Source organism: Vreelandella zhanjiangensis DSM 21076 (assembly GCF_000377665.1).
GTDB lineage: Bacteria > Pseudomonadota > Gammaproteobacteria > Pseudomonadales > Halomonadaceae > Vreelandella > Vreelandella zhanjiangensis.
In genome coordinates this window covers 1-12,523 of the sequence record NZ_KB898656.1, presented here as the reverse complement: position 1 = coordinate 12,523, position 12,523 = coordinate 1, and the positions used below count along the sequence as shown (strand labels likewise).

General features: G+C 55.6%; 10 protein-coding genes. 6 read left to right on the top strand and 4 right to left on the bottom strand.

What is annotated here, in order from left to right; all coding sequences use genetic code 11:
• Positions 1–49: 49 nt before the first annotated feature.
• Together D467_RS0117990 and D467_RS0117985 are read right to left on the bottom strand one after the other, a co-directional pair.
• Positions 50–1,753 carry a methyl-accepting chemotaxis protein gene (locus D467_RS0117990; RefSeq protein WP_018918931.1) on the bottom strand — a complete coding sequence of 568 codons (1,704 nt, stop codon included), beginning with the start codon at positions 1,751–1,753 and terminating at the stop codon, positions 50–52.
• A gap of 204 nt (positions 1,754–1,957) precedes the next feature.
• Positions 1,958–2,767, bottom strand: coding sequence for an outer membrane protein assembly factor BamD (locus D467_RS0117985; RefSeq protein ID WP_018918930.1), 810 nt, complete (start codon positions 2,765–2,767; stop codon positions 1,958–1,960).
• 148 nt (positions 2,768–2,915) lie between these two features.
• Between D467_RS0117985 and rluD the strand changes: the two genes are divergently transcribed.
• The 5 genes from rluD to ilvN all read left to right on the top strand — a co-directional run bounded on the left by rluD (position 2,916) and on the right by ilvN (position 10,040).
• The gene (rluD, locus tag D467_RS0117980) at positions 2,916–3,875 is read left to right on the top strand and encodes a 23S rRNA pseudouridine(1911/1915/1917) synthase RluD (RefSeq protein WP_018918929.1); all 960 of its coding nucleotides are present in this window, start codon (positions 2,916–2,918) and stop codon (positions 3,873–3,875) included.
• Entirely contained in the window at positions 3,872–4,630 is a 759-nt protein-coding gene (pgeF, locus tag D467_RS0117975; RefSeq protein ID WP_018918928.1) for a peptidoglycan editing factor PgeF, read from the top strand. Before rluD ends, pgeF begins: the two co-directional genes overlap by 4 nt.
• A gap of 142 nt (positions 4,631–4,772) precedes the next feature.
• Entirely contained in the window at positions 4,773–7,370 is a 2,598-nt protein-coding gene (clpB, locus tag D467_RS0117970) for an ATP-dependent chaperone ClpB (RefSeq protein WP_018918927.1), read from the top strand.
• 454 nt (positions 7,371–7,824) lie between these two features.
• Positions 7,825–9,549, top strand: a complete 1,725-nt coding sequence (locus D467_RS0117960; protein ID WP_018918925.1) for an acetolactate synthase 3 large subunit — start codon at positions 7,825–7,827, stop codon at positions 9,547–9,549.
• A complete protein-coding gene (gene ilvN, locus D467_RS0117955; protein WP_018918924.1) occupies positions 9,549–10,040 on the top strand; it encodes an acetolactate synthase small subunit in 492 nt (163 codons plus the stop codon). Before D467_RS0117960 ends, ilvN begins: the two co-directional genes overlap by 1 nt.
• A 71-nt stretch (positions 10,041–10,111) precedes the next feature.
• Here ilvN and ilvY read toward each other — a convergent pair whose 3' ends face one another.
• Positions 10,112–10,996, bottom strand: coding sequence for an HTH-type transcriptional activator IlvY (ilvY, locus tag D467_RS0117950; protein WP_026285837.1), 885 nt, complete (start codon positions 10,994–10,996; stop codon positions 10,112–10,114).
• A gap of 340 nt (positions 10,997–11,336) precedes the next feature.
• On the opposite strand from ilvY, the gene pssA reads away from it, so the two are divergent.
• On the top strand, positions 11,337–12,194 hold the full coding sequence (pssA, locus tag D467_RS0117945) for a CDP-diacylglycerol--serine O-phosphatidyltransferase (RefSeq protein WP_018918922.1): 858 nt from the start codon (positions 11,337–11,339) through the stop codon (positions 12,192–12,194).
• Positions 12,195–12,201: 7 nt separating this feature from the next.
• On the opposite strand, the gene D467_RS20025 is transcribed toward pssA, so the two are convergent.
• Positions 12,202–12,523: hypothetical protein (locus D467_RS20025; protein WP_040460649.1), on the bottom strand; the 322-nt coding region annotated here is incomplete at its 5' end.

Here is a 12,523-nt window from a genome sequence, read left to right as displayed (position 1 = left end):
CTGCGTAATGCTTTATAGCAGGGACCTTTTTTATTGTCGCGGTCACGGGTTAGAAGCTTTCCCACTCAGGTTCTGGCTGCCGCTGGGCAGGGCTCAGGGCCGGCTGGCGCACCACCGGTGAGGTAGCCGGCGCTAGATGTTGACCAGCCGGTTGAGTAGTTTTTGGGGCAGCTTGAGGAAGTTTGAAAGCTTCCATCATTTGCAGCAGCTGGCGGGCATTCTGGCGCAGGTTGGAGGCGGACTTGGCGCTTTGATCCACCAGTGCTGCGTTCTGCTGAGTCACTTGATCCATCTCGGTAACGGCCTGGCCGACTTCCTGTACGCCGGCGCTCTGTTCGGCGCTTGCGTTACTGATCTCCTGCATGATGGTGGTCACGCGATCAATCGCCGCCACGATCTCTTCTGTAGATTTGCTTGCTTCTTCGGCGCGCTGGTTGCCGTGCTTGACGCGGTCTAGATTGCTGGCGATCAGTTGATTGATTTCGCGAGCGGCTTCCGCGCTGCGCTGGGCAAGATTGCGCACCTCTTCAGCCACCACGGCGAAGCCTCGGCCATGCTCGCCGGCGCGGGCCGCCTCAACGGAGGCATTGAGCGCCAGTATGTTGGTCTGGAAGGCGATGGAATCAATGGTCGAGGTAATACCGGCGATTTCCTGAGAGCTCTGGTTCAGCTCGTTCATGGTATCCACTACCTGATGTACCGCATCACCGCCTTTGGTAGCGAGCTGTGAAGCGCTTTGCGCTTCCTGGCTTGCCTGTTCGGAATTTTCTGCGTTGAGTTTTACCGTGCTGTTGAGCTGCTCCATGGCGGAAGCCGTTTCGGCCAGGGCGCTAGCCTGCTGCTCGGTGCGTGATGACAGGTCGTTGTTGCCTTCCGCGATCTGTTCGCTGTTGGATGCCACTGCTTCCGCCGAGGCGCGCACCTGGGTAACAATGGTTTGTAGCTGCTGGGCCATGGCCACCTGAGAAGCCATGATACTGCGCGTGTCGCCTTTTTTGAGCTGCCCTTTGGTGGTTAGCTCACCCCGTCCGATAGCTTCGGCAAAGGCTTTGACTTCATGCGGCTCGGCGCCCAGCTCGCGCAGCAATTGACGGGAGAGAAACATTGCAATCAAGCCACCCACCAGCAGCGCAAACAGCGTCAAACCCAGCATCAGCATTTGAAAGCCCGACGCGGTTGCACGTGCCTCTGACGTGCTGACATCGTTGATCCGGGTCTGCATGTCGATAAACTGATTGATACGGTTTAACCACTCGCTATAGGCAGGTCCTGCCTGGTCAAGCATTAGCGTTCGTTCGGCCTCATCAGTGCCTGCATCGTGGACGTCAATGACCTGCTGGGTCAGGCCGCGGGTAATCACGGCCTGGCGTTCAATCATATCAAGCAGATTCACCTGCTCGGGCGTGGTCGAGTATTGGTTGATGATCTGCTGCATGCCAGCCGTGGCGGTTCGGTAATCATTTTGCAGGCTTTGAAGCTCGGCGCGTAGGGCGCTTTGGCGGCCATTGTCCGTCGTCATGACAATATCGCGCAGAGCAATGGCGCGATCATGCACGCTGCCGCGCATGTCCACGGCAAATCGCTGCTTGGTGCCATTGATATCGTTGATGGCGGTAAGCCCGTGATTGATCTGATTGACCTGATAGATACCGGTAGCCGTCAGTGCTATCAGCAGTGCCAGTATGGTGGAAAAGGCCAGTATTAGGCGCGTACTTATCTTAGCGCCTGCAAAACGGGCGTTTGACGTGAGCATGATCAGTTCCTTGAATGCTGGGAGGACGCTTTTTATTCGGGGCGCGATGATACTAGTACGCTATTTGTCTTTTGTACAACTATTGATTAATTATTGGTTCGGAACTGGCTATAAACAAAAAAACCACGCCGAAGCGTGGTTTTATTCAGAATGACAGGGCTATTGGACAGGGCTGAGCGTTGCTCTCAAGCCGCGCTGAAGGTGTCAGTCAAGATGTTTGGGTACAAAGCGGCCGCCCTGAAGCTGCTCGTGGTCTGGCGCGTTTTCGCGTAGTACGGCAAGTACTTCACCGGCTCGGTCGTTCATGCCGAGGCCTTGGTAGCCTTCAACCATGGTGGCCAGTGCATCGCGGGTGGCGTTGGACTCAGGGTAATGCTCGACCACCCAGCGGCCACGTTCAACCGCCGCCAGATAGGCGCCACGCCGCAGGTAGTAGTCAGCCACATGCAGCTCATGGTTGGCTAGTAGCTCGCGCAAATAGACGATGCGCTGCTGAGCATCCGGCGCGTATTCGCTTTGCGGGAAGCGCTGGATCAGCTCGCGGAAATCGTTGTACGCATCACGTGAGGCGCCCAGATCACGCTTGGAAATATCGATCAGGCGTAAGCGTTCCAGGCTGAAACGACCTGCCTGCCAGGCAGAAAGCCCGCGCAGGTAGTAGGCATAATCCGCTTGGGGGTGATCAGGATGCAGGCGAATGAAACGGCTTGCCGCCGCCCGGGCTTCTTCCCAGTCGCTGTTTTCATAGTAGGCGTAGACCAGCTCTAGCTGAGCCTGCTCGGCATGAGGGCCGAAAGGATAGCGGGTATCCAGTGCTTCCAGCCGCTCGATCGCAATTGGGTAACGGTTGCTATCCAGCGCCGTGCGCGCCAGCTCGTAAAGCTCGCGCTCTTGCACCCCGGCAAATTCATCTTGCTCTTCATCAGGTGTCGTATCGTTACTGGCGCAGCCTGCCAGAAGGGCAAGGCTTAAAGCTAGGGCACCAAAGCGGTTGGCAGCAGAAAAAACGCGCATCATCATCCTCGTTGCAAACAAGCCTCAATCACCGAAAAGCGACGATGGCCATGATAGAATAGGTCACAGTAAGCCCACTATAAATCACCTCGACGCAAAACGCAGGCTTAGCAGCGTATTGTCGGGTGTTGTTAAAGGAAGTAACGTCATGCCCCGGATAGTTGAAGCCATGCAACGTGTACCTGCGACGCTCGCAGGTACACGTTTTGACCAAGCGGCGTCGGAGTTGTTCAGTGATTACTCTCGCGAGCGATTAAAAGCATGGATCAACGCGGGTGAGCTGACCGTGGACGGCGTACAAACCAAACCGAAAGCGAAGCTGCACGGCCATGAAGTGCTGTTGTTGAAAGCGACCATCGAAGAAGATCGGCGCTTTGAAGCGCAGGATATCCCGCTGGATATCGTTTATGAAGATGATGCGGTGATGGTTATCAACAAGCCTGCCAATATGGTTGTGCATCCCGCGGCCGGTAACCCGGACGGCACCTTGCTCAACGCGCTGCTTTACCATCACTCTACGCTTGCCGAGGTGCCGCGCGCCGGGATTGTTCACCGTCTGGATAAAGACACCACTGGCTTGATGATGGTGGCTAAAACCATTCAGGCGCAAACCGTGCTGGTCGAACAGCTTCAGGCGCGCAGCGTATCGCGCCAGTACGACGCGGTGGTGATTGGTAAGCCCGTGGCGGGCAGCACCATCAATGCACCTATTGGTCGGCATCCGAAAGATCGCAAACGTCAGGCAGTCACCAAATCGGGCAAGCCCGCCATGACTCACTTTCGCGTGGTCGAGCGGTTTCGCGCCCATACTCATGTGCGCTGCCAGCTGGAAACCGGGCGTACGCACCAGATTCGCGTGCATATGGCCCACGCCCGTTACCCGTTGATTGGCGACCCGCTTTACAGTGGCCGCGCCAGACTGCCGCCAGGTGCGGCCGGGCCGCTCAAGGAAATCCTGCGGGAATTCCCTCGCCAGGCGCTGCATGCCCGCAAGTTAAGCTTTGTGCATCCGGTCAGTGGTGAAACGCTCACTTTTCATGCCGACCTGCCCGATGATCTACTAATGTTGTTGGACTACCTGCGCGAAGACAGTGAGACCATGCGATGAGTGATGCCATCGATTTACGACCCACATTGCTGATTCCTGACTGGCCTGCGCCCGCAAGCGTGCGGGCCTTTGTTACCACGCGGGAAACAGGCCCCAGCCAGAATGATTTTGCGGCGTTTAATCCGGCCGCCCACGTTGGCGATAATGCTGAGCATGTCACCCTTTGCCGACGGCTGATGCAAAAAGAGATTGGCGATGAGCGCCCGCTGTTATGGCTGAATCAAACCCACGGCGCACGTGTGCAGCAGGGTTATCAGGCCGATACGCCAGAGGCGGATGCGGCCGTTGCCACCTCCGATGAGTATGCTTGCGTGGTACTCACAGCAGACTGCCTGCCGGTCATGTTCTGCAATCGTGCTGGAACCCAGGTGGCGGTGGCCCACGCCGGTTGGCGGGGCTTGGCGGGAGGCGTTTTGGAAGCCACGGTCGCGGCCATGAACACCGAGCCCGACGATATCCTCGTCTGGCTGGGGCCGGCGATTTCCAATGCCCAGTTTGAAGTGGGGCCTGAAGTATACGGCGCGTTTGTGGCTGTTCACCCTGACACCGCCGAGGCGTTTGACCATAGTCCTTACCGGATGGGCCACTATATGGCCGATTTGTACCGGCTGGCGCGGTTTCGCCTGGAAGCGCTCGGGATCGAGCATATCAGCGGCGGGCACTTCTGCACGGCGTGCGAGTCGCGCTTTTACTCCTACCGGCGCGATGGCGGTACCACGGGGCGTATGGCGAGCGTGATCTGGATCAACAAATAAGCTTGCTGAGTATTATCTGCTCTTGAAAACGCCAGAAATGACGCCATTTAACTTGTCAAGCTAATCGTGATTAGCACGTTAACTGACACGTTATTGGGCCACGCCGTGCGTCCGAACGCAGGGCTACCCCAGGAGGCTCGCTATGCGTTTTGATAAGTTTACTGCCAAGCTTCAGGCTGCCATTGCCGAAGCGCAATCACTGGCCGTGGGTCGCGGTCATAATCAACTAGATCCCTCTCATCTTCTCCTCGCTCTGCTGGATACCAAAGACACGGGCATTAAAGCTCTGATCGAAAAGGCCGAGGGCTCAAGCTCCCGCCTGCGCGACGGGCTAGTGCAGCAGTTGGATAACTTGCCCAAGGTGGGTCAGTTCGATGGTGAAGTGCAGCCTTCGCGAGACTTTATCAAGCTATTCAATCTAACCGACCGTGAAGCGCAAAAGCGTGGCGATCAGTTCATTGCCAGTGAATTGGTGCTGCTGGCTGGGTTAGAAATGAACGGCCCGCTTACCAAGCTGATGAAAGACGCGGGGCTTAACCGTAAGTCACTTGAAGCGGCGATCAATAGCTTGCGCGGCGGTGCCAGTGTCGATGACCCCAATGCGGAAGATCAGCGTGAGGCGCTCAATAAGTACACCCTTGATCTTACCCAGCGCGCTTTGGACGGCAAACTCGATCCGGTGATTGGTCGTGACGAAGAGATTCGCCGCACTATCCAGGTGCTTCAGCGGCGCACCAAGAATAACCCTGTCTTGATTGGCGAACCTGGGGTGGGTAAAACCGCTATTGTTGAGGGTTTGGCGCAGCGTATCGTCAACGGCGAAGTGCCCGAAGGCTTAAAAGACAAGCGGGTGCTGTCGCTGGATATGGGTTCGCTATTGGCGGGCGCCAAGTTCCGCGGTGAGTTCGAGGAGCGCCTGAAAGCGGTGCTTAAAGAGCTTTCTCAGGAAGAAGGCCGGGTCATTCTGTTTATCGATGAGCTGCACACCATGGTGGGGGCCGGTAAGGCGGAAGGCGCCATGGACGCGGGCAATATGCTCAAACCTGCGCTTGCCCGCGGCGAGCTGCACTGCGTCGGCGCCACTACGCTGGATGAGTATCGCAAATATATCGAAAAAGATGCGGCTCTTGAGCGTCGCTTCCAGAAAGTGTTGGTCGATGAACCGACAGAAGAAGATACCGTGGCAATTCTGCGTGGCTTAAAAGAGCGCTATGAAGTGCATCACGGCGTGGATATCACTGACTCGGCGATTATTGCCGCGGCGAAGCTGTCTACCCGCTATATCACTGACCGGCAGTTGCCCGATAAGGCCATCGACCTGATCGATGAGGCCGCCTCGCGGATTCGTATGGAGCTTGATTCCAAGCCTGAAGCGATGGACCGCCTGGATCGGCGTTTAATCCAGCTCAAGATGGAGCGCGAGGCGCTTAAGAAGGAAACCGACGAAGCCACCAAGAAGCGTCTGGAAGCCCTCAACAACCAGATTCATGAGTTCGAGCGTGAATACGCTGACCTGGATGAAATTTGGAAGGCTGAAAAAGCCAGCATCCAAGGCTCGGCGCAGTTCAAAGCTGATTTGGAACAGGCGCGTCTTGACCTGGAGCAGGCCCGTCGGCAGGGCGATTTAGGGCGTATGTCGGAAATCCAGTACGGCAAGATTCCGGAACTGGAAAAGAAAATTGCCGAAAGTGGTGAAGGCGAAGCGGATACCGCAAGCCACCAGCTGCTGCGCTCCAACGTCACTGAAGAGGAAATCGCCGAGGTGGTTTCACGCTGGACCGGCATTCCGGTTTCCAAAATGCTGGAAGGCGAGCGCGATAAGCTACTGCGCATGGAAGACGCCCTGCATGAGCGGGTGATCGGCCAAAACGAAGCGGTTGAAGCGGTGGCTAACGCCGTGCGCCGTTCTCGGGCGGGCTTGTCGGATCCCAACCGGCCTAACGGGTCGTTCCTGTTCTTGGGGCCCACCGGGGTCGGTAAAACCGAGCTGTGTAAGTCATTGGCCAATTTCCTGTTCGACACCGAGGAGGCCATGGTGCGTATCGATATGTCGGAGTTCATGGAGAAGCACTCCGTGGCCCGTTTGATCGGTGCGCCTCCGGGCTATGTAGGTTACGAAGAGGGCGGTTACCTGACTGAAGCGGTGCGCCGTAAGCCTTACTCGGTGCTTTTGCTGGATGAGGTGGAAAAGGCTCATCCGGATGTGTTCAATATCCTGCTTCAGGTATTGGAAGATGGCCGGTTAACCGATGGCCAGGGGCGCACGGTGGATTTCCGCAACACCGTAATCGTGATGACCTCCAACATGGGCTCGGACATCATTCAGCGCATGGGTGGTGACGTCAGTGCTGATAAAGACCGTGACTATGAAAACATGAAAAACATGGTCATGGAGGTGGTGGGTAATCACTTCCGCCCGGAGCTGATCAACCGCATTGACGAAGTGGTGGTCTTCCATGCCTTGGGCCAAGAGCAAATCCAGGCAATTGCTGGTATTCAGCTGGAACGCTTGCGAGCCCGTTTGGCTGAGCACGATTTAGGCCTTGAGGTAAGCGATGACGCCATGGCACAGCTGGCCGTGGTGGGGTTTGACCCCGTTTATGGCGCGCGGCCACTTAAACGCGCCATTCAAAGCCGTCTTGAAAACCCGCTGGCGCAAGACCTGCTGGCCGGCAAGTTCTCACCGGGAGATACCATTCGGGTGAGTGCTGTCGAGGGTAAGCTTGCGTTCAATATCTAAACAGCCCTGGTTATAACCATATGCCCCGTTCGGCCTTGCCAGCGGGGCTTTTTTGTCTCAAATCGCCCCTTTGCACATTCATCGGGCATTGATGGTTGACATGCTAGGAGGCTAATGGAATCTTATCAGTTCCTGATTTGCGGGCGCGGACCTGACGGGTAACCCCTTTTTCCCGCGCGAAGGGTAGGCAAATGCCTTTACCCGCCGAAGGACTTCCGGGTTTGAGCCAACCGCTCGACCTGGCCAACGCCCCGACGCGGCAATCCGCCGTGATAAGGGAGTGGCTGATTTATATCGTCATAAATCGGTGCTCTCAGAGAGTGCAGGCCCTAACCGGGCCGTATGCCAGGGTTTGGCATCAGGTGCCGGCATGGGCCGGCAGCGGCATACCGCCGCACTCGACACCGCAGGATGTCCTGCGGATCGCACTCGAGACCTCTAGGGGAGAAATACAGTGGAACTGCTTTCCGGCGCAGATATGATCGCCCGCTTCTTGAAAGATGAGGGCGTTGAGTACATTTATGGTTATCCCGGCGGTGCGGCGCTGCATATTTATGATGCGCTGTTCCGCCAAGACAGCGTGAAGCACATTCTTGTGCGTCACGAGCAGGCTGCCACTCACGCAGCCGATGGTTACGCCCGTGCTTCGGGTAAGCCCGGCGTGGTGCTGGTTACCTCCGGACCCGGCGCTACGAATGCCGTTACCGGTATTGCCACCGCGTACATGGATTCGATTCCCATGGTGGTGTTGTGTGGCCAGGTAGCGAGCCATCTGATCGGTGAAGACGCCTTCCAGGAAACTGATATCGTGGGCGTTACTCGCCCGATCGTGAAGCATAGCTTCTCGATTCGCCACCCGTCTGAAATCCCGGAAGTGCTTAAAAAGGCGTTTTACCTTGCCTCGACGGGGCGCCCTGGTCCGGTGGTGGTGGATATTCCCAAGGATATGACCGCGCCCACTGAGCGCTACGAGTACGTCTATCCGAAAAAGGTCAAGCTTCGCTCGTATAACCCGGTGACACGTGGCCATACCGGGCAGATCAAAAAGGCTGTTGAGTTAATGCTCAAAGCCAAGCGCCCGGTATTTTATACCGGTGGTGGTGTGGTGACCGGCAAGGCCAGCGAAGGTTTAACGGATCTGGTTAAGCGGCTGGGCTTCCCGATTACCACCACGCTGATGGGCATTGGCGCGTATCCGCAAAGCGATCGTCAAAGCCTTGGCTGGCTAGGCATGCATGGCTCTTATGAGTCCAACATGGCCATGCACCACGCTGATTTGATTATTGCCATTGGCGCCCGCTTTGATGACCGGGTCACCAACAACACGTCTAAGTTTTGCCCCACGGCGAAAATTATTCATGTCGACGTTGATCCCAGCTCGATCTCCAAAACCGTGCGTGCCGATGTGCCGATCGTAGGGCCTGCCGACAGCGTTATCAGTGAGATGATTAGCCTGGTTCAGGGCCATCCTATTGCGCATCCCGAAGCGCTTGCGGAATGGTGGGAGAAGATTGATGGCTGGCGCGCTGATCGTCACGGCAAGCTTTATGAGCCGTCCAAGCCGGGCGAGATGTTGAAGTCTCAAGAAGTGGTTGAGGCCTTATGCCGCGTGACGCGTGGTGAGGCTTACGTGACGACCGATGTGGGCCAGCATCAGATGTTCGCAGCTCAGTATTACAAGTTTGAGAAGCCTAACCGGCTTATCACCTCGGGCGGGCTTGGCACCATGGGCTTTGGCTTCCCGGCGGCGATGGGTATCAAACAAAACTTCCCGGATGATGATGTAGTCTGCGTTACCGGTGAAGGCAGCTTCCAGATGATGATGCAGGAACTCTCCACCTGTAAGCAGTACGGCGTGGGCGTCAAAATCCTCAATTTGAACAATGCCTCGCTAGGCATGGTGCGCCAATGGCAGGACTTGAACTACAAGTCACGCCATGCGCACTCTTATATGGAGTCGCTGCCTGACTTTCATATGTTGATTGAGGCTTATGGGTTTACCGCGATTACCGTCACTACCCAAGACGAGCTTGAGCCGGCGCTTGAGCGTGCGTTTGCCAACAAGCACGAACTGGTATTTCTTGACGTGAAGGTGGACCCTTTTGAGCACGTCTATCCGATGCAGGTGCCGTTAGGCTCCATGCGCGACATGCTGCTGTCTAAAACGGAGCGTACCTGATGCGACATATCATCTCGATTCTGTTGGAAAACGAACCGGGTGCGCTGTCACGTGTGGTCGGCCTGTTTTCTCAGCGCAATTTCAACATTGAAACGCTTAACGTAGCGCCGACCGAAGACCCGTCTCTTTCGCGCTTGACGGTAACCACGGTAGGGGATGACCGAGTGATCGAACAGATCACCAAGCATCTTAATAAGCTGATCGATGTAGTGAAGCTTGTCGATCTGACTGAAGGCAACCACATCGAGCGTGAGCTGATGCTGGTAAAGGTCAAGGCACTGGGCGCTGCCCGCGATGAAGTAAAACGCACCGTGGATATCTTCCGCGCGCAGATCGTCGACGTGACGCCGAGCCTTTATACCGTTCAGATTACCGGCGACGCTGCCAAGCTGGATGCTTTCCTGCAGGCCATGGCGCCCGTGGGTATTCTTGAAGTCGCGCGTACCGGGGTTTCCGGTATTGCACGCGGCGACAAGGTGCTTTCGCTTTAAAGCATTGAGTAGCGTTACTGCTGGTTAGACCTTAAGGCACCGTCTTATTAAAGACGGTGCTTTTTTAGTTATCAACGCTCACTAATCGCGGCCCACAGCGCGTCGATAATCGGGTTTTTCAAACGCCGGTTGAGAACGCACAGACCGACATCGTAGTGAGGGAGTTCGGGCTTCACGCTCAATACTCTGACCCGATTGGCGAGCGGGCTGTTATCCAACACGATTTTGGGTACTACGCCCACGCCAAAGCTCAACCCCACCATGCTTACAATAGCCTCATGCCCTGCCACCTGGGCGTAGATGCGTGGGCTTACGCCCATCGCCTTGAACCAGGTGTTGGCATGTTCCCGCGATAGCCCTGCTTCAGAAAGAATCATGGGCACCTGTTGCCACTGTTCGGCGGTCGAGCTTTCGGGAGCGGCAGGTAGCCATTCGCAGGGCGCCGTGGGGGCGATGAACACCAGCGGCGAGCGGGTGAGCGATTTGAACGCCAGGGTGTTGGGAGGAATGCGTGGGCGCGGCGTGATGGCCATGTCATCGTCGCCCTCCATCACTCTTTGCATGGCGTCGGCTGGGTCGCCCGTATGCAGTTTCAGTTCGATACCGGGGTGGCGAGTACGCACATCGCTTAACAGCTCGTAAAGGAAGCTATAGCTTGCCGTTACCGAGCAGTAGATACTGATCTCGCCGCTAAGCTGCGCGGTATTAGCCAGGCGGCGTTTAGTCATCTCCCACTGTTCCAGCGTCTCACGGGCATAATGCTGAAAGTCCAGGCCATGTGCAGTCAGCGTGACGTGACGGTTGTCGCGTTCGAACAACAGCGTGGAAAGTTCACTTTCCAGTTGCTGAATCGAACGACTTAGGGTCGAAGGGCTGACGTGGCAAAGCTCGCTGGCGCGGCCAAAGTGCAGCGTGTCGGAAAGCACTACAAAATGTCTAAGTAGTCGGAAATCCATACAAGCGCCGTCGTTTCAAGTGATGAAATAGTGTATTGCAAATATGGCGTTTTACGCAAAGTGGCGACTGGCGTAAAGTGATTTTACGCCTTACCTAGCGCTGCACAAGACGGTGCAGGTGGCCATCAGCGCTGACACGCTTTGACAACGATTCAACTCGATAATGATAAAACCATCTTTGTAGCTTGACGGGGTGCGCTTTGGCGCGCCCCGTTTTGTTTGTGCGCTGTAAGCGTTATTCAATTTACGCTTCCTGATGCAATTGACTGGCTGAGCAATACTCACCGTGTAGAATGAAAGTGTTCACTATTTGTGACTCTATATTAAACGGATGACATCTATGACTCAGGACGCTCGCGATCAAGAGCAAGCTTCGACTTCCTTGCCGGAAACCCACGACGATCATCATACGGTCGGTAATGAGGATCTTGCTGCCGCTTTCTTACGTGATACAGAAGTCGTCGAAGAGGCCCTGGAAGATGGGAAGAAGATTCGGCGTAAAGGGATTTACCTGCTGCCTAATCTGTTTACCACCTCGGCGCTATTTTCAGGTTTTTTTGCCGTTGTGGCCGGGATTAACGGTGAATTTACGTCTGCCGCCGTCGCTATTTTTATCGCCATGGTGCTGGATGGGCTGGATGGGCGCGTTGCGCGCATGACCAACACCCAAAGTGCTTTTGGCGCCGAATACGACAGCCTTGCCGATATGATTTCGTTTGGTATGGCACCAGCATTAGTAGCCTTCACCTGGATTTTGCAGGATATCGGTAAAACTGGCTGGGTAGTCGCGTTTTTGTATGTGGCTTGTGCGGCACTTCGCTTGGCGCGCTTTAATGTGCAAATTGGCAGTGTCGATAAGAAGTGGTTCATCGGCCTGCCCAGTCCATCAGCGGCAGCGCTAGTAGCCGCGAGCGTTTGGACCTTCCATAGCTTTGACGCCGATGCGTTTGGTTTCAAACTGCTGATGTTGGTAGTAGTGGCCGCCGCTGGCATTCTGATGGTCAGCAATATTCGCTACTACAGCTTCAAGGATCTCGACTTTAAAAAGCCTGTGCCCTTCGTGGTACTGCTGGCCGTTGTGCTCGGGTTTGTCATGATCTCGGTTGAACCTTCTGTCATGTTGCTTCTACTGTTTGGTGCCTATGTGCTCTCAGGCCCGGTTTATGCGGTAATGCGCAAGGCCAAACCGAAAAGCTGAAAGTTTTTCACACTTCTTTAAAAAAGCCCTTGCCAATCCGGCAGTGAATCCGTAAAGTACGCATCCGCTGCCGGGGACGCCAAGCGTTACCAGCGGTGAATGAAGGTGAAAACCTTCGGTTTGTCAGGAGGTTAGCGAGATTTACATCGCTCACTTCACCCGCTGAAAACAGCGGTTGACAAACACCAGGAAATGCGTAGAATACGCCTTCCTCGCTGAGGCAAGCGACTCCGGTCATCGAGTCAATTGTTGGCAACATTAACCTCAAGCGAAACAGCTCTTTAACAATTTGATCAGGTAATTCATGTGGGCGTTTGCCGATGAGGGTG